The 18,036-nt window shown below is 37.6% G+C and carries 15 protein-coding genes and 2 tRNA genes; 8 read left to right on the plus strand and 9 right to left on the minus strand.

From position 1 onward, the window contains the following. From U859_RS30715 to U859_RS0126635, 3 genes are all read left to right on the plus strand, one after another. Window positions 1-868, plus strand: an 868-nt coding sequence (locus tag U859_RS30715; RefSeq protein WP_037505867.1) for a hypothetical protein, incomplete at its 5' end; no start/stop codon positions are given. Window positions 869-984: 116 nt separating this feature from the next. Next, complete coding sequence (locus U859_RS0126630; protein WP_162800060.1) at window positions 985-1,557, plus strand: hypothetical protein; 573 nt, start codon at window positions 985-987, stop codon at window positions 1,555-1,557. Next, a complete protein-coding gene (locus U859_RS0126635) occupies window positions 1,554-1,985 on the plus strand; it encodes a hypothetical protein (protein WP_025146282.1) in 432 nt (143 codons plus the stop codon). Before U859_RS0126630 ends, U859_RS0126635 begins: the two co-directional genes overlap by 4 nt. 71 nt (window positions 1,986-2,056) lie before the next feature. On the opposite strand, the gene U859_RS0126640 is transcribed toward U859_RS0126635, so the two are convergent. The 5 genes from U859_RS0126640 to U859_RS0126665 all read right to left on the minus strand — a co-directional run bounded on the left by U859_RS0126640 (window position 2,057) and on the right by U859_RS0126665 (window position 8,809). Further along, window positions 2,057-3,373 (minus strand): HlyD family secretion protein, encoded by a 1,317-nt coding sequence (locus U859_RS0126640; protein WP_025146283.1) that lies wholly within the window; start codon window positions 3,371-3,373, stop codon window positions 2,057-2,059. 49 nt (window positions 3,374-3,422) lie between these two features. Continuing rightward, complete coding sequence (locus U859_RS0126645) at window positions 3,423-5,672, minus strand: peptidase domain-containing ABC transporter (protein WP_025146284.1); 2,250 nt, start codon at window positions 5,670-5,672, stop codon at window positions 3,423-3,425. Window positions 5,673-7,124: 1,452 nt separating this feature from the next. After that, window positions 7,125-8,342 carry a site-specific integrase gene (locus U859_RS0126655; RefSeq protein ID WP_025146286.1) on the minus strand — a complete coding sequence of 406 codons (1,218 nt, stop codon included), beginning with the start codon at window positions 8,340-8,342 and terminating at the stop codon, window positions 7,125-7,127. A gap of 249 nt (window positions 8,343-8,591) precedes the next feature. After that, a tRNA-Glu gene (locus tag U859_RS0126660) sits at window positions 8,592-8,663 on the minus strand. A gap of 70 nt (window positions 8,664-8,733) precedes the next feature. Then, window positions 8,734-8,809: transfer RNA gene (locus U859_RS0126665), tRNA-Met, on the minus strand. A gap of 114 nt (window positions 8,810-8,923) precedes the next feature. Here U859_RS0126665 and era point away from each other — a divergent pair. The 4 genes from era to U859_RS0126685 all read left to right on the plus strand — a co-directional run bounded on the left by era (window position 8,924) and on the right by U859_RS0126685 (window position 12,595). Next, window positions 8,924-9,820 (plus strand): GTPase Era, encoded by an 897-nt coding sequence (gene era, locus U859_RS0126670; RefSeq protein ID WP_025146287.1) that lies wholly within the window; start codon window positions 8,924-8,926, stop codon window positions 9,818-9,820. Between the two features lie 16 nt (window positions 9,821-9,836). After that, window positions 9,837-10,343, plus strand: a complete 507-nt coding sequence (locus U859_RS0126675; protein WP_025146288.1) for a TlpA family protein disulfide reductase — start codon at window positions 9,837-9,839, stop codon at window positions 10,341-10,343. Between the two features lie 155 nt (window positions 10,344-10,498). Beyond that, a complete protein-coding gene (der, locus tag U859_RS0126680; protein WP_025146289.1) occupies window positions 10,499-11,800 on the plus strand; it encodes a ribosome biogenesis GTPase Der in 1,302 nt (433 codons plus the stop codon). Window positions 11,801-12,085: 285 nt separating this feature from the next. Further along, complete coding sequence (locus tag U859_RS0126685; protein ID WP_025146290.1) at window positions 12,086-12,595, plus strand: GNAT family N-acetyltransferase; 510 nt, start codon at window positions 12,086-12,088, stop codon at window positions 12,593-12,595. A 106-nt stretch (window positions 12,596-12,701) separates the two neighbouring features. Here U859_RS0126685 and U859_RS0126690 read toward each other — a convergent pair whose 3' ends face one another. The 4 genes from U859_RS0126690 to U859_RS0126705 form a co-directional block, all read right to left on the minus strand. Beyond that, a complete protein-coding gene (locus U859_RS0126690; RefSeq protein WP_025146291.1) occupies window positions 12,702-13,208 on the minus strand; it encodes a GNAT family N-acetyltransferase in 507 nt (168 codons plus the stop codon). A 243-nt stretch (window positions 13,209-13,451) separates the two neighbouring features. Further along, window positions 13,452-14,048, minus strand: coding sequence for a short chain dehydrogenase (locus tag U859_RS0126695; RefSeq protein ID WP_025146292.1), 597 nt, complete (start codon window positions 14,046-14,048; stop codon window positions 13,452-13,454). A gap of 79 nt (window positions 14,049-14,127) precedes the next feature. Next, complete coding sequence (locus U859_RS0126700; RefSeq protein WP_025146293.1) at window positions 14,128-15,261, minus strand: histidine decarboxylase; 1,134 nt, start codon at window positions 15,259-15,261, stop codon at window positions 14,128-14,130. 153 nt (window positions 15,262-15,414) lie between these two features. Further along, the gene (locus tag U859_RS0126705; protein ID WP_025146294.1) at window positions 15,415-17,022 is read right to left on the minus strand and encodes a S41 family peptidase; all 1,608 of its coding nucleotides are present in this window, start codon (window positions 17,020-17,022) and stop codon (window positions 15,415-15,417) included. 189 nt (window positions 17,023-17,211) lie between these two features. Between U859_RS0126705 and murQ the strand changes: the two genes are divergently transcribed. Next, window positions 17,212-18,015 (plus strand): N-acetylmuramic acid 6-phosphate etherase, encoded by an 804-nt coding sequence (murQ, locus tag U859_RS0126710; RefSeq protein ID WP_025146295.1) that lies wholly within the window; start codon window positions 17,212-17,214, stop codon window positions 18,013-18,015. Window positions 18,016-18,036: the final 21 nt, after the last annotated feature.

Consider the following 18,036-nt stretch of genomic DNA (forward strand, 5'->3'; position numbering starts at 1 on the left):
TACTATTGCCGAAATCCCCACCACTTATAAAATACTAATTAATATTGAAATTACGTTTAATATATTTTTATTCATTAAAAAAACAATTATCTTCACGAATAATTTAACTTTATACATGAAAAGAAAAGCATTAAACTTTGACGAATTAGGCACATTCGAACACTTACAAAAAAGTGAACTGCTTTCCGTAAAAGGCGGAGAGTGGGAATGGGGAGTAGATCCTAATGGTAATTTTTACTACAGAGCAGTTGGAAGTGATACATGGGTAGGCTTTCAAACACTGGAAGCTACTGCTTCAGGTAGCTCAAATTATTCATCAATTAGTTCAACAACGCATCCGACATACGGTAATGTAAATATGACTCCTGGCCTAAGCGGGGCAGGTGGTGGTACTGGTGGATATACCGGTACATATAATCCTATTCTAGGAACGACATCAACGACTCTTTTTGGACATACAAATACAGTATTTGAAACGGCATTATTTGATAAATTATCAACAACAGTTTATAGCGGTGTGATAATGGGAGAGGAGGGATCCGCAGTTACGATAAATACAACATTGCTTAATGGTAAGCCATCTAGTTATAATTTGACGATTGGTAGTCAAACATTTTCAATATTGACAGATTGGGGAATTGGCATGAGTAATACTAGCGGTAATGTAATAACCAGTACTAGTATATCTTTGGCGGGGATTACCAATGGGTATGCCACATCTCAAAATGGTGTTGTAAATGGAGTTGATATTACCTTCAGACCTGGTGGGGTTACTGTAGGAGCAGCACTGTTAATTGCATTTGCACCAGAATTGGCGGCATGGTTTGCCGAGGTAGGCGCTGCACCAGCTTATGTTCCTGCATTCTAATACTACAAATGCGAGTTGCAAAAAGAATTTTTTTCTCGATAGCGATAGTATTAGTTGGTATATATATATTTAGTCTATCATCTAATATAAGCAAATTGGTAGTCTTACAGAAAGATGTGAAGCTACCAAACAAATCCAATCTATATAATTTTTTATTTAAAAATGATGTCAAGAAACTGAAATCTGGTTATACCTTCTATACTTCAAGCCGTAATCCTGTTTCAGTCTATTATTTAGATGACAATAAATATGAAATTATAATTACAAAGCTTGATTACAGCTCAACCATAGGGTTGTCCAAATCTCTAATGGTTAAACAGAAGTCATCTGCGCCGACCAGAGAGGAGGTTTATGACACTTCAATCATGTTAAGCACATTAAATTATGCAAGATTAGAACAACGGCCTAATTATGCAAAGTTATTATTGAATATTGATGGTGAAAATGAGATGATTGCAAGAGATGAAAATAATTTTTATCTCCGTTTTAATGTAAATAAAATTGGGTTGATAACGAACACAGGTGAAACTGATTATTATATTGAGAAGAAGTTTAATTTTGGTTCCAAAAAACCTTATTCTGAATTATTAATCTCCAAAAGACAAGATTCATTTTATCTTATATTACTAAGTTCTACTGAATTTTCAGCTGTCAATAGCCCGGACATCCTAAAAACAATTTTGAAATGAACTTTAATTTAAAACAATATTTATTAGTTAGCCTGATTTCAACTACTACGTTAATTTCTTGCAAATTTAACGTCACTCGTACTAATAATAAAGATGACATTAATGCCGCAAACTCCGTTGTTGACAAATATTATAGCTATCTGAATGACAAAGATTACCCTAAAATAATAACAATAATGGGCCCGACGTTTTTAAAAAATAATAACGTAGAACAATTTCTTAAAAATATCCAGACTGCAAATGTTGTCCTTGGTAAACAAAATGGTAAGTCATTATTAAATGCTACCTCGAAAATCACTAATGAGGTTGGAGGTTGTGTGCTAAGTTATAAGGTTTATTATCAAAATGATTCGACAAAACAGGATTTTGTTCTTGAAGATTCAAATGGCATTTTTAAAATCGCCAGTATGAGGATAACGAAGCTTTAAGTAAAGTTTACTAGAAGTGAGGATGCTCATGATTTAAACCATGAGCATCTATCGTTTAAGTAAAATCAAAACTATTTTCTTAAGGCATATCTTAAGTTATCAAATAGTCTTTCAATTAAACGACGATTATTCGTCACTATTTCAGCAGTTCCTTTGGTTTCAGCTTTAAAATTTAACTGGCTGCCATAGTTGGTTTTCATTTGGTTCGGGAAATTTACGAGGATCATATAACTTTCAGTTTCTGTTTTATCTATGTGAATGGAACTGCTGGCGAATGCAATAGCTGTGACCCTACCAGTTATAGAGCCATATTCCATATAGGGAAACGCATCTAGTTTTACAATTACTTCCTGCCCTTTTTTAATTTTTCCGCTACCTAAAGAAGGAACGATAACTTGCCCGATAAAACTTTGATTTTCTGGTACAATCGTAATTATTGGATCACCCGACTGAATAAATTGATTGTCTGCGTAAAATTTTTGGAATTGTAATTTCCCATCAAACGGGGCTCGGAATGTATACTTTTCAATCCAGCTTTTGATCCCATCATCTAAGTTGTTGTAGCTTGATATTAGACTAATCATTAATGCTTTTTGTTTTTCAGGTTTTTGAATTTTTATCTCTTGCAGTTTGCCTAAAGTTTGTTGGTAAGCTTGTTTTGCATTGATCATGCTATTTAACGCGTTTTGATAACCATCTCGACTTGATAGGTAATTTAATTTACTTTTGTCAAACTCGGATTCACTAATTACTTTTTTATGGAAAAGAATAGAGTCCCTATTATAAGATTTATGTATGAACTCCATGCTGCTGGAAGATAAGCTTACTTTCTCTAAAGCAGACGTTATGGCTTTCTTTTGTTCGGTCAGGAGCATCTGATAATTATTTTCCCCTTTCTCTAGAAGCCTATCCTCCTGATAATTTAACAATTCTTGTAGACTATTCGTAAACTCATAATATCTGGCATTAAGCTCACCTAATGAAAGGTTGATAGGCAGGGTTTTCTTAAAGTGCGAGAGATTTTCGTCATTCGGGTTGAAATTTCCCATGAGACTATCAATATGCAGGACTGTCTTGGCATCGGCCGAATTGTCGATGTAAGCAATAAGATCCCCCGCCTTTACGGAGGCCATTGATTTTAATTTGCCAAGTTTTAGTTTCCCGGAAATATTCGCAACAAGTTTCAGCGGGGCGCTTTGCGAACTGACGTTTATTTGGCCTTTAACAACATCAGGATACCTGATTAGATAGCCAAAGGTAATCAAAAGAAAAAAAATCAAACCTATAATCAATGAAACAATAAAGCTAAATCGTGTAGGCATTCGTTCGATTATATTCTGTACCTCTTCAGTTCTATGGTTTTGGAAATCTAAATTGTCGGGTTTCATTAATTTTGTAATTGCATTATAGATAATTAACTTTTAAAAATACAGATAACTACATTGTTTCAGTCAAAGAGATATGTAATTGGGATTGTACGAGCTGGTTGTAACGCCCATTCCGAGACACAAGATTCTCATGTGTACCGATTTCGACTACCATCCCATTCTGCATTACAACAATCTGGTCTGCCTTCCTTATGGTACTCAGCCGATGGGCTACAACAATAACTGTTTTATCTTTAAAAACATTATCTAAAGCGTCGACTATTTTTTGTTCATTGATTGAGTCCAAGCTATTTGTAGCCTCATCAAAAAATAAATATTCCGGATCCTTATAAAGCGCACGAGCAATTAAAAGCCTTTGCTTCTGACCTCCGCTGAGGCCTCTTCCCTGTTCTCCCATCATAGTATGATATCCTAATGGTAACTGTTCAATTTCTTGAGCGATATTTGCTGCATCCAAAGCTACCCTCAATCTTGTATAATCTATTTTTTCATCGTCCAGAACAATATTATTCATAATAGTGTCGTTAAAAATTTTACCATCCTGCATAACGGCGCCGCACTTATCACGCCATTGGCGCAAGTTTATGTTATTGATGTTCATGTTTCCGATCATAATATCTCCATGGCTGGGTTTATACAAACGGAGCAGAAGTTTTAATAAAGTCGATTTTCCACTACCACTGTCCCCAACAATTGCCGTGACCTTTCCTTCTGGTATAATCAACCTAATTCCGCTTAATACAACACGCCCGTTAGGATTATATTGAAAAAATACGTTATTCAAGGATAGACTCTTGTTTTGTGGAAGATCAGCATCGTTGCTTCCGACATTTTCGTGTTCGTCCTCTAACTGGTGAATTTCATTCAACCTCAGAAAACTTGTCTTAGCGAATTGAAATGAAATTATAAACTGTATGAATTGAATAACAGGAGCATTCAACATTCCAATAATAAATTGAGTTGAAATCATTACGCCGAATGTGATTTCACCTGAGATAACTGCTTTTGCACAATAAAAGGTTATAAATAGGTTTTTCATACTGTCAATGAACTGGGCTCCCAGATTTTGAGTATTTGTAACACTTAAAACCTTTATATTGACCTTATACAAACGGGCTTGGATATCTTCCCATTTCCAGCGTTTTTTCTTTTCATAATTGTTAATCTTGATATCCTGTATACTATTTATGGTTTCAACCCAATAGCTTTGATTTTTACTGACAAGATCAAAATATTGCCAATCTAATTTTTTACGTAACCGCATAAATGCCATTACCCAAATAATATATATAATACTTCCCGCCAGAAAAATATAAAAAATTACAGAGTTGTAGATGAACATTATAACTGCAAACACAAGAAAAGTTAATGTTGAGAAAATCATGTTCAATGAATTGTCCATTAAAAAACTTCTAATCCTTTCATGGTCTTGTGCTCTCTGCAGTATATCACCCGCCATCTTGTTCTCAAAAAAAGTTATTGGTAGCCGCATTAACTTTATTAAATAATCAGAAATTAACGCAACATTGACCCTAGCTGTAATATGAAGCATAATCCAATCTCTAACTAAATTGCTGAGTAGGACACTTAGGACAATAGATATATTGGCAATTAATACAATATTTACAAAATCTATATCCTGAGTCTGAATGCCTACATCTATAACGGCCTTACTGATGAAGGGTAAAAAGCCCTGTAATATTGTAACAAGAAGCATAACAATAAACAAATTGATGAAGCTTTTTTTATAGAGTGTAAAATAGCTTAGGAAATTTTCGAAAGTTTTTTTCCGCTCGATTTTTTCGTTTGCTTCTTTCTGGTAAAATTCCGCTTGAGGTTCCAGAGCCATCAATACACCTTTTTTGCTATCGCCCTTGATCCATTTTTCAGAAAATTCTTTAACATTGTATTTGACATGGCCTCTAGCAGGGTCAGAGACATATATTGTCGCATCAATAGGTAAGTCATCATCCCTTTTTTCTCTTGCGATTGTCTTTATATTATTGACTTTGTAAACGATAACGAAATGACTATTATTCCAATGAATTATAGCTGGAAGTGGCACCTTAAGTACTAAATCCTCTACGGTACATTTTATTGAGTGGGTCCGAAGACCTATTTCTTCTGCGGCATGGCTGATGTCTAAAAATGAGACGCCTTCCTTTGAAATACCACACTTATCACGTAAATATTGCAAGGAATAGAATTTCCCATAATATTTTGCTATCATTTTTAGGGTTGCTGGCCCACAATCCATCATATCAAGTTGCCTGTCGTTCGGAAAAGAGCTTAGTCTCATGTTGGGTATCGGTTATTGTTTTTGCGTTAAAAAAAATATGTAAATCATCCTTGCTTGATTTCAGGCCTTTACATATATCCTATAATAAATTTTTCACTGAAATGAACTTTGAGAATCTTTAGATTTCACGAGTTTCCTCAAATAATGATCATTTTGGATTGAGACAGTTACTAGGAATCACTAGTTATTGGTCTTAACTTAGTTGAGCGAAGATAAAACGAATTATTATTATTATCAAATCATTTGGCAGGCTGGGAATCTCGCCGAAAATGTATGCGCCTGTCAGGTTCCGGATAATCTGCAAATATTAAACTTATCCTGCATTTAGAGAAAAAAGAATTACCGCCACCATTTCTAACTGCCGAGATGGAGAGAAGCAGGGCAGAGAATGAAGCCGGCAAATCTTTGACAGGTTTTGACCGGAACAGACCGTGCATTTCCGTTATGGTACGCTACTAAGGGCTAGCTAACGTAGTAATATATTATTAATCACTCCCGGATGTGCACTTCGGAATGAAATGATGTGGCTACTTCTGGGTTCTTCTTCGGTTTTGTGCTACCCGATAACCATATTTGAATGCATCCAATAAAAAATCTTTACCACGGATACTCTAAAATATTCGACAGGCGGATCAGCTATTCCATGACAAACTGTACGCGCCGAACGAAGAATCAAACTTTTCTTCTAGGGCACCTCCCCCTAATTTTTTTAATTCAGTCCAAAATAAGGGCTTAGGCGTTAAAACCGCATTTAACATGATTTTATTGTTTAATGGGATTTGATTGCTTCAGGGTATATTTTAAGATATCCATCTATTTTTCCTGCTGTGGTACATTACCGGACTGAAGGAAGGGAAGGATGTCGTATTGACCGAGTTAAAGTGAGGGCCTGCAGGAAGAAAGAAACTTGAAGCCCGTGATCTTATGCGTTCAGAGGGAAAGGGACAATTTGGAATTGCCGGGCAATCAAATCCCCGTATAGTTCGACCTGAAAAAACTTTACAGCTTTGGGTTCTTCCCCACTTTTGCCGAAATACCCACTTCACAAAATAAACCATAATTATTGAACGCTTGAGATCGTATTAAATGCAACAGTAAACTTTGTGTCAAATCTGGCATCAAGAAACTATATTTCTTCAGTCAAAGATCTTTTCAGTACAAAATTAAAAATGCCAGTCTTTTAAAGGAGGAAGCGAGTATTCCTGGTAAAGAGGTGGCGTAGATCTTCCACTCAAATTCAACGTTTGGAAATAAGTCATAGGCAGTAAATCCAGAATTCCTTAACACTATAAATGCCCTTTGGTAGATTGTGAGAACCTCTTTCTTTGCATTGCTTAACAGTAATGCCATATGTATTTGGTTAAAGTCCCGTACAATCGGCCAACGAAATATTATAAAATGTACAAAGCCGCATATAGTTTTTGTGGCTTTGTACATTTATTAAATTATATTTTATATGTGGCTGAACCGCTGTTTAAGCTTGCCCATATCCTGGCTGACCTTGATGTCAAGAACCTTTGCATAGTGCTGAGTAGTTTTTAAAGCAGTATGTCCAAGTATTTTGCTTACTGTCTCGATTGGTACCCCATTCGAAAGCGTGATAGTTGTTGCGAATGTATGCCTGGCGATATGGAATGTCAAATGTTTATCTATGCAACAAACATCTGCTATTTCTTTTAGGTAAGCATTCATTTTTTGGTTGCTTAATACTGGTAATACCAAATCCCTATATTCGCATTCAGGATTTTCCTTATAACGATTTATTATTTCAAAGGCACTTGGTAAAATTGGTATATGGGATGATGTATCAGTTTTTTGTCTCCTTGTAAATATCCACTTTTCGCCATCTATCCCTATAACGATTTCTGTCCGTTTTAGTTTTTTGACATCAGCATAGGATAGTCCTGTAAAGCAACAAAAAATGAAAATATCCCTAACTTGTTGCAACCTCCCTATAACAAACTCTTTGACTATAATCTTATCTATTTCCTCTTGGGTTAGGTAGCTGCGTTCTTTGGCTTTTGCTGTTGATTTATAACCGATAAAGGGAGCGTGTTTTAGCCAGCCATTTGCCATACAGTGGTTGACCATCTTTTTAAGGTGTTTAATATATTTTGCGGCAGAAATATCGCTACACTTGCAATCGGCCCGTAGATAATGTTCAAAATTGTTAATGAAGGCATAGTTTAGTTCACTTATTTGGATATCATCCTTGACGTACTGTTTTCGAAGGAAACCTGTTAAGTGTTTTTCAGATGTAATGTAGCCTTTTAGTGTATTGGCTTCAAAGCCATTGCCAATTAATTCCTTTACCCTAGCATTGTGTTCTGTAAATAACTTCATTAGATAGATGCTTTTTTTTGATTTGCCGGTAAACTGTCCTTGTAGGCTCACTGCTGTAACCTGTTGCCCTGTGTCGAGTAAAGCCTGGTGAGCTATCCTCATCTTGCTTTGCAGACTATCGAGATAGGTGTTGAGTGTTCGGACATCTTCCTTTGTGCCAACAGCACGTCCGGCTGAACTATTCCATTTTCCGGGTTCACATTCACGGCCTATAGACATTTCCGCCCGTTTACCGCCTACGGTAATGCGCATATAAATGGCTTTTGGGCCTCCTTTGTAGACTTTTTGCTTTCTTAGATAATAAAGCAGATGGAAATTACTTTTCATAATTACTTACTTAGAGTGAAACAAAAGTAAGACAGCAGCTACCCCATGTCAAGATGTTTAGCGACTGAACATGTTAGTGTACAGTTTGTTATTGGGAATTCGGTGCGTAGTATTTTCCATTTTTGATACACACCGAAATACACACTTTTTTATTGCAATTTGGTGTGTATTTTAGGTTTTTGATATCAATAAAAAACCCTGCAAATGTTTGATTTGCAGGGTTTTGACATCATTTGACATTGATTTTTGTAGCCCGTAGGGGAATCGAACCCCTGTTTCCAGAATGAAAATCTGGCGTCCTCACCCCTAGACGAACGGGCCATTTTTCAGTTTCAAATTTCCAATTTTCAGTGGGCAATTAAAACTGCCAACTGAGAACTACCAACTGAATTGGTAGCGGGGACACGACTCGAACGTGCGACCTTCGGGTTATGAGCCCGACGAGCTACCAACTGCTCCACCCCGCACTCTATACAACTCGTTTTTTCTTTTGAATTAAATCCTTAACTCTGTTTCCGAATTGGAATGCAAAGATATAATTCGTTTCTTTGTGCTGCAAATTTTTTTTAAAAAATATTTTAATGGCGCATAAAGCAGGTTTTGTAAGTATAATAGGTAAACCAAATGTAGGTAAATCCACCCTCATGAATGTGCTTGTAGGCGAGCGGCTTAGCATTATCACTCCTAAAGCACAAACCACAAGACACCGCATTTTAGGGATCGTAAATGAAGAAGAATATCAGATCGTTTTTTCTGATACCCCAGGTATAATTAAGCCAAAATACATTTTACAAGAGAGTATGATGAGCTTTGTTAACGGATCTTTAACCGATGCAGATGTACTTTTATTTGTAACTGATATTAATGAAGAACATGATGAGGAAGACGTTCTGGAGAAAATCCTGAACCGCAATATCCCAACAATTGTACTCATCAATAAAATTGATCAGGCGAAGCAGGAAAAGGTTGAAGAGAAGATTGCTTACTGGCAGGAGAAGTTAAATCCGGTTGCGATTTATGCAATTTCGGCTTTACATAAACACAATGTAGACGGATTATTGGATCGCGTGTTGGAAATGTTGCCAGAGCATCCGCCATATTACGACAAAGAAGATTTAACCGATCGCTCTGAGCGTTTCTTTGTTTCGGAGATTATCCGCGAAAAAATCTTCCTCAATTATCAGAAAGAAATTCCTTACAGTACCGAAGTAATTGTAAAGAGCTTTAAAGAAGAGGAAATGAAAAATGGTAAAGGTGCAATGATCAGGATTACCGCAGAAATTGTGGTAGAACGCGATTCGCAGAAGAACATTTTAATCGGCACGGCTGGTAGTATGCTGAAGAAAGTTGGTACAGAAGCACGTTTGGAAATTGAGAAGTTTTTAGATAGCAAGGTTTTCCTGGAAATGTTCGTAAAGGTTATCCCTGATTGGAGAAGTAAAAAGAATTACCTGAAAAGCTTTGGTTACGACAATTAATTTCGATTTTTAGGGTATGAAAAAAAGTCTGACGTTTCTCCTGCTTTTAATTGGTATAGCGGCCTTCGCTCAGGAATCTAACAATGGTAAGAAATTGTGGGCTAAATCCATCCTGAATGAAAAAGCGCCGGAATTTGTGGTTGAAAAATGGATTTCAAAACAGCCCGATACCAAAGGAAAATTTGTGCTGATTGATTTTTGGGCAACCTGGTGCGGGCCATGCAGGGCATATATTCCTACCTTGAACGATCTTCAGAAAAAATACGCAGATAAACTTATAATTATTGGTGTTTCTGATGAGACGGAAGAAAAAGTTGAAGCTTTTGACAATCCAAAAATAAATTATTTTGAAGCCATTGATACCAAAGGAACAATGAAAGATCTGATTGAGGTTAAAGGCATTCCACACGCCATTTTTATCGACCCGAAAGGAATTGTAAGATGGGAAGGCTTTCCTTTGTTGCAGGGGAACCAGCTGACAGAAGAAGTAATAAAAGGACTTTTAGATAAGTATAAAAATTAATATTAATGGAGGTTACGAAAAATAACCGTACCTTTGCAGCCCGAAATAAATCGGTTAGTAGTTGATAGTCAATGGCTGATAGCCAAATAGTTTGAGCAGCTTGCATAAACATCACGACCGTTAACTATAAGCCATTAACTATCAATAGAACACCCATGAGTAATATTATAGCCATCGTAGGCAGGCCAAACGTAGGCAAGAGTACCCTTTTTAATAGATTAACAGAAAGCCGTAAGGCCATTGTAGATGATGTAAGCGGTGTAACCCGCGACAGGCATTATGGTGTAGGCGAGTGGACAGACAGACAATTTACAGTAATTGATACTGGTGGTTATGTAGCCAACTCGGAAGATGTTTATGAAGCTGCCATCCGCGAGCAGGTAATGATTGCCATAGAGGAAGCCAGTGTATTGATCTTTATGGTTGATGTAACTACAGGCATTACCGATCTTGATGATGATATTGCCCAGGTACTTCGTAGAAGTAATAAACCGGTTTATGTAACCGCAAACAAGGTAGATAATACCGCTTTATATAACGAAATTCATACTTTTTATGGTTTCGGATTGGGTGAAGTTTATCCATTATCTTCTATGACTGGATCTGGAACAGGCGAGTTGTTGGATGAAATTGTTAAAAATTTCGAAGATATTCCAGAAGAGGAAAATCAGTTGCCTAAAATTACAATTGCAGGTCGCCCAAATGTGGGTAAATCTTCTTTGGTTAATGCTTTAATCGGTAAAGAGCGTAATATCGTTACTGCAAATGCAGGTACCACCCGCGATTCGATCAAAATCCATTATAACCAGTTTGGTCATGAATTTATGCTGATCGACACTGCAGGATTACGTAAAAAAACCAAGGTTAAAGAAAACCTGGAGTTTTATTCGGTAATGCGTACCATCAAAGCTTTAGAAGAGGCTGATGTTGTGGTATTAATGATTGATGCGGTAGAAGGGATCGAAAGTCAGGATATCAATATTTTTCACTTGGCTGAGAAGAATAAAAAAGGTATTGTAATTTTGGTTAACAAATGGGATTTGATCGAAAAAAATACTCAAACGATGAAAGCTTTCGAAGAGCAGATTCACGAGCGTATCCGTCCTTTTACCGATGTGCCGATTGTATTTACTTCGGTATTAAACAAGCAACGTATTTTCAAAGCCATTGAAGCGGCTTTAGAGGTTTATAAAAACCGTAGTAAGAAAATTCCTACGTCTAAATTAAATGATGTAATGTTGCCATTGATCGAGAAATTCCCACCACCGGCATTAAAAGGAAAATTCATTAAAATTAAATATATCACTCAAATTAATGCGACTTCGCCAATGTTTGCTTTTTTCTGCAACCTGCCACAGTACATTAAAGATCCGTATAAACGTTTCATCGAGAACAAATTGAGAGAGAACTTCGATTTTTCTGGTGCACCAATTCAGATTTATTTCAGACAGAAATAGGTTTGAGGTAGAAGGTTTAAAGGTGAAGGACTTAAGGCCATATCCCTAAAAACAATATTATTTAAAAACAGAGTTGCATTCTATATGAAAGCAGCTCTGTTTTTGTTTATACAGCATTGTCATTCTGAAAGGTTTTTTTTAAGGAACATTGGGCTGCAGCGATTTTTATAGTGAGATCGTCATTGCCAACCCGATAGCAATCGGGTTGATTGGGAATCCTAATGCACTATTCAAAAGACGGGATTGCAAATCCCGACTAACGAGATAAAAATTTACCTTTACCACATGCAATTACAAGTAAAAAATAGCCAGCCAACAGATATCGATACCATTTTTGAATTTTATGATATGGCCATTGCCCATCAGAAAAAGGTTTTTAACAAGCATTGGCAAGGCTTTAGCAGAGAAATGGTACAAACTGAGATTGATGAAAATCGTCAGTATAAGATTTTGGTAGATGGCGTTGTTGCCTGTGTTTTTGCGGTTACGTTTAACGATCAGTTAATCTGGGGCGAACGCGACCATGATGCGATTTATATTCACAGGATTGTAACCCATCCCGAATTCAGGGGCTATTCTTTTGTAAAGGAAATTATTAAATGGGCTAAAGTTTTTGCTGCAGAAAACGGGATTAAATTTATCAGAATGGATACCTGGGCTGATAATGAAAAACTGCTCGAACATTATACCGCATGTGGTTTTGATTATGTTGGTGTGGTAACCATGGATAAAACCGAAGGATTGCCAAAACACTATGAAGGCATTAGTTTGAGTTTATTTGAGATTGTATTGTAATAAGCAATGGCAGGGAACAAGGTAGTCTTTATGCTATAGCTGTGCAAGCGAACATTATTCCGTGATTTTCCATGTCTACGTGGTAAATTACTCAGCGTAAGCAAACTTACTTCAACTCAATCTTCCAGCTCAACATATCATCTACTTCTCCAATATGGATAAAGTTGTTTTTTTCTAAAATAGAATAAGAAGCCACATTATCTTTCGTAGTGGCCGCAAAAACTGATTTCACCTTAGGTTGCTCCTTTGCCCATTCGATTATTCTGCCAACAGCCTCTGTCATAAATCCTTTACCCCTAAATTCTTCATAAGTACCATAACCGATTTCAATTTCACCATTTGGATCAGGTTCGCCTACGAAGCAGATATCGCCCACCATTCTATGATCAGGTTTTGATATAATGGTCCATAGCGTATGGTAGAGGTAATCTTTGTCTTTATCAAAAACATTAGGCAGTATGGTTTGCTCTAAAGCATCATGCAGAGAAGGTGAGATATTTTTTCTGGTGGGTAAAAGATCAAATTCCTTTTCCAGCGAATGATCGTCTTTAATATATTTTAAGAGCTGATTGTGTGTTAAAGGTTTTAAAATGAGGCGTTCAGTTTCTATCATAATTGCGATTGTTAGATAGACTAATATAATAGTTTGGCTTTTGAATAAGCAAAATTTTAGAACAAGCTTTTGTTAAAAAAAAATGGGATTAAAAAATATAGAGGATGTATCATAAATATTGAATTGTCAGCCTGAGCTTGTCGAAAGGCCTTCCCTAATCGCCTTTCGAGGCGTTTCGACAGGCTCAACGTGACAAACTTAGAGATCAAGTATGCTTATGATACAACCTCTTTTAAAAGAAAATTAATAAACTTTAATCACCTGTCCGGTAACAATACCCAGCACACTTTTCTCAAAAGCTTTTACTACTTTCTCCATCGTCACCGGGATTTCCCCTGGGAATGAATCAAAATAGGCCGGCGAATCTTCCACTACATTTGGACTGATTGCGTTTATACGTACCTCATTTTCGAGCTCTGGAGCGGCTGCCACTACAAAAGAATTTAAACCTCCATTTACAGCGCTTAGTACGGCTCCGGCAGCTATCGGATGATCGGCCAATATTCCGGAGGTTAAGGTAAACGAGCCACCTTTGTTAATGTAGTGCTGACCAATAAGTACCAGGTTAACCTGACCTAATAACTTGTCGAGTAATCCGCTTTTAAATTTTTCGCCTGTCATTTGCTTTACGGGTACAAAGGGGCCTTTTCCACTCGTACTGATCAGCGCATCAAAAGCGCCAATTTTTTCGAACATGGCTTTGATGGAGGATTCATCTGTAATATCAACCTGAACATCCCCTTTTGTATTCCCTACTCGGATCACTTCATGTTTTTCGGCGAAAGCATCGGCCACCTTTTTGCCCAATGTTCCTGTTGCGCCCACAATTATTATTTTCATATGGATCTGTTTAATGTTTATACCTGCTAATTTAACATTTGCTATTAAACACTAAGGTCATTTAAAAGTTTGTATTGACTCAATCCTGTAAGATCATTTCTGCTTTTAAGTCGTTGATAAAAAGATTGATATGCGCCTCGCTTACATTAGGCATGCATATGATGTGAGAATTTCCCTGTTCGGCAGCCAATTGCCACTTTTTACAAATCGGAGCAGATGGGGTAGGGAAATTCACGGTAATGGCATTTGGGTTCCGCCATGCAGCTATGCCCATTTCCTTAAGCTTCTCTTCAGTATAAGCTGCTGTTGCCAAACTGTACATCGCCCTGGCTTTTAAACCCGCAAGTCCCAGCCGCTTAATGGTGTGCCATAAAAATAGAGGGCTATGCCCGTTTCTCGATCCGGTAATGGTGGTATCAACACTTCCGATGTAAGCAACAGAACGGGCAATCCGATCGCGGTTCGATTTTTTGGCAACTACCACACCGCATGGCATTGGTGAACCGAAAAACTTATGCCCGCTAATCGCGATGCTGTCTGCACCATCTTCAAAGTCGAAAGCTGGCCTGGGTTCGATCAAAGCACTATAGGTTCCCGATAGTGCGGCATCGGCATGGATGTAATAATGCTGGATGGCCAGTCTTTTTAAAATAGTTTTGATCTTGGCCACATCATCACGGGCCTCGGTCATGGTGGTACCAATATTGGCCATAATAATTACTGGCATGTGGCGGTTCATCCTGATGGTATGTTCAAGATCCTCGTAATCGATTTCGCCGTTTTCCTGTGTGCGTATTACAATGTTACCCATATTAAGCAGGTGCAGGTTTTTTTGTACGCTATAGTGTGTGGCTTCAGAATAATAAACCATTCCTTTTGGATGTAGCTCTCTGGCCAGGTATAAGCCGTACAGATTGCCTTCTGAGCCACCATTGGTTACATAACCCCACCAATTATCTGCGGGAGCACGGAATAGTTCTGCAAAAAACTGTACGACTTCTTTTTCCAGTTCACGTGATCCAACACCATAGGTAGAAGTAACAAAAGGATCACCCAGGTTATTCATCGGATATTTTAAAAAATCAGCTAGTGCCTGATAATCAAAATCTTTCGAAACCGGATAACCCAGAAATAATTCGGTTTGTACCTTAACTTTTTCCAATAAATCGTTTAAAACTTCCTGATCTTTTGCCTGTAATTTTCTCGCGTCCATAACTGATGTGATTTGCAGACAAAATTAGCTAAATCAAAATATAGTATTAATAATTTAGCTTAAATAAGAATATTATGTTGATTTTTAAGTTAAATTCGGAATTTAAATCTAATTTAGGTTGTTGATCTAACCCAGGTGTAGTATAAAATATGGCTATTGCAGGTTAAGCAATGCCTGCCTTACCGCATTATCGGTTTGGTTTGCTGCTTTATAATAACCAACATCACCCAAATAGTACCGGCAAAGCAATGCTTTTAAATCATTTAATATTACGTTTTTTGCGCTGTATAATTGAAAACGATCTATAGGGACATTTTTACGTTGAAGAAATCCAATAAAATCTTTGAAGTCGTTATCATTTATGGTGAAAATATTGATGTTCTGTTCTACAAAACTGGCGTTATACTTTGTGGTTAATACATTAAATACATAATCAGAAAGTACCTTTTTACTCACCAGATTACTGTAGAATTTATTGTAACCAGTAGTATCCAATTTTACAAATACATCAGGCTGAATACCTCCTGTAGGTTTAATCTTTTTCGATGGCTGAACATTTACGCCTTCTGTTTTTTCAATAGAATCCTGAAAAGAGGTACGGTCACCTGTAAGTTCTCCGTCCATCATGCGTTCATCCAGTTCATGTTTGTAGGCGTCGTATCCTTTTTTGTAAGATTTTTGGATGCTGCGGCCCGATGGGGTATAATACCTGGCAATGGTTAAGTTAAGTGCTGATCCATCGTCGAAAGCAAATTGTTCCTGTACCAAGCCCTTACCAAATGAACGGCGGCCAACAATAATGCCCCTGCCTAAGTCCTGGATGGCTCCGGCTACAATCTCACTGGCGGAAGCCGTATTTTCATTAATCAATACTGCCAGTTTGCCATTTTGAAAGGCGCCTGTGCCGGTAGAAAAATAATCCGTACGGGGTTCGTGTTTGCCCTGTGTATAAACAATGAGTTTGTTTTCTGGTAAAAACTGATCGGCTAAGCCAGTTGCTGCGGTGAAATATCCCCCACCATTATCACGCAGATCGAGGATCAGCTTTTTCATGCCCTTCGCTTTAAGGTTGTTTGCCGCAACAGAGAAATCGTTATCGGTATTGGCCCCAAATTTACTGATGCGCACATAGCCTGTTTCATTATTGATCATGTAAGCCGCATCAATGCTGCTGATGTTAACCTTGCCGCGGGTAACCATAATCCGGTTACTTTGCAGGGCGTTGGGATGTAAGAGAACTACACTTACACCGGTTCCTGCTTTGCCTTTAAAACGGCCTGTAAGCTGATCTTTCGGCAAGTTTCTTCCACTTACGGTAGCGGTATCTATGCTAAGGATTTTATCTCCCAATTTTATACCTGCCTGGTACGCCGGACCATCTTTAACAACGCCCGTAACCATCATCGTATCATTAAGCATATAGTATTCTATACCAACACCTTCGAAATTGCCTTCGAGGTTATCGGTCATATCCTGCGCATCAGTTGGAGGCAGGTAAACGCTATGCGGATCGAGTTGATGTAAAACGCTGTCTATCGGTAAATTTTGAAGTGAATCGGTATTGATGTCATCAACATAATTACCGTTGATGATGTGAAGGATCTCGTTTAATTTTTCGTCGCTGTTTGCAGCAAGCTGCGGACTTTTTTTAACGCCAAATCCTTGATCTTTAATAAATTTTATGCCCAAAAACATGCCCGCTATTAAAATTACAGAATAGCTCGTGGCGATCAGTATGTTGTTCCGGGTATTTTTTTTCATCAGCGTTATGCAAATTTATGAAAATTAGCGGGTTGATATATTTTTTAACTGCATTTTAGTGTCTTTTGTTTCTAATTTTTAACATTAATTAACGCAAAGAATGGATTGATTGAAATTTATGAGCGATATTTTTGATTTTTTAGGGTAGATTTTAGAAAGAATTTACCGAATTTTATCAAAATTAAATTTATGAACAGAGTTACCGAGCAAGAATCTAACTATCAGCACATCGATCAGATGTCGGTTTTGGAAGTTCTGCAGGGCATTAATAACGAAGATAAAACAGTTGCTTATGCAGTTGAGAAATCTTTGCCTCAGATCGAAAAATTAACATCGGCAGTTGCTGAAAGGATGAAAAAAGGTGGCCGTCTTTTTTATATTGGTGCAGGTACCAGTGGCCGTTTAGGTGTAGTTGATGCCTCAGAGTGCCCGCCTACCTACGGTGTTCCCTTTGATTGGGTAGTGGGTATTATTGCAGGTGGAGATACGGCGATTAGAAAAGCAGTAGAATTTGCAGAAGATGACGCCGAACAGGCCTGGAAAGATCTTCAGGAATTCAATATCAATGAAAAAGATTGTTTGGTAGGTTTGGCTGCTTCCGGCACTACGCCTTATGTTATCGGTGGATTGAACACGGCACGCAAACATGGTATTTTAACCGGTTGTATTGTTTGTAATACTGGCGGACCAATAGCGGCAGAATCGGATTTTCCGGTTGAAGTGGTGGTTGGCCCTGAGTTTGTTACCGGATCTACCCGCATGAAATCGGGCACGGCACAAAAAATGGTTTTAAACATGCTGAGTACCACCGTTATGGTGCAGTTAGGGCGCGTGGTTGGCAATAAAATGGTCGACATGCAGTTAACTAACCATAAATTGGTCGATCGCGGTACACAAATGGTTGCCGACGAACTGAATATCGGTTATGATGAAGCTGCCGAGTTGCTAACCCGTTACGGTAGCGTACGTAAAGCAGTAGAAGCAGGACATTAAGAAATAAGAGAAGGATAGAAT

The sequence above is a fragment of the Pedobacter jeongneungensis genome (genome assembly GCF_000633455.1).
In the GTDB taxonomy this organism is placed as follows: Bacteria; Bacteroidota; Bacteroidia; order Sphingobacteriales; family Sphingobacteriaceae; genus Pedobacter; species Pedobacter jeongneungensis_A.

Coding starts and splice junctions, on each gene's coding strand:
- U859_RS0126635 (WP_025146282.1), top strand. CDS start 1,554: ATGAACTTTAATTTAAAACAATATTTATTAGTTAGCCTGATTTCAACT.
- U859_RS0126640 (WP_025146283.1), bottom strand. CDS start 3,373: ATGAAACCCGACAATTTAGATTTCCAAAACCATAGAACTGAAGAGGTA.
- U859_RS0126645 (WP_025146284.1), bottom strand. CDS start 5,672: ATGAGACTAAGCTCTTTTCCGAACGACAGGCAACTTGATATGATGGAT.
- U859_RS0126655 (WP_025146286.1), bottom strand. CDS start 8,342: ATGAAAAGTAATTTCCATCTGCTTTATTATCTAAGAAAGCAAAAAGTC.
- era (WP_025146287.1), top strand. CDS start 8,924: ATGGCGCATAAAGCAGGTTTTGTAAGTATAATAGGTAAACCAAATGTA.
- U859_RS0126675 (WP_025146288.1), top strand. CDS start 9,837: ATGAAAAAAAGTCTGACGTTTCTCCTGCTTTTAATTGGTATAGCGGCC.
- der (WP_025146289.1), top strand. CDS start 10,499: ATGAGTAATATTATAGCCATCGTAGGCAGGCCAAACGTAGGCAAGAGT.
- U859_RS0126685 (WP_025146290.1), top strand. CDS start 12,086: ATGCAATTACAAGTAAAAAATAGCCAGCCAACAGATATCGATACCATT.
- U859_RS0126690 (WP_025146291.1), bottom strand. CDS start 13,208: ATGATAGAAACTGAACGCCTCATTTTAAAACCTTTAACACACAATCAG.
- U859_RS0126695 (WP_025146292.1), bottom strand. CDS start 14,048: ATGAAAATAATAATTGTGGGCGCAACAGGAACATTGGGCAAAAAGGTG.
- U859_RS0126700 (WP_025146293.1), bottom strand. CDS start 15,261: ATGGACGCGAGAAAATTACAGGCAAAAGATCAGGAAGTTTTAAACGAT.
- U859_RS0126705 (WP_025146294.1), bottom strand. CDS start 17,022: ATGAAAAAAAATACCCGGAACAACATACTGATCGCCACGAGCTATTCT.
- murQ (WP_025146295.1), top strand. CDS start 17,212: ATGAACAGAGTTACCGAGCAAGAATCTAACTATCAGCACATCGATCAG.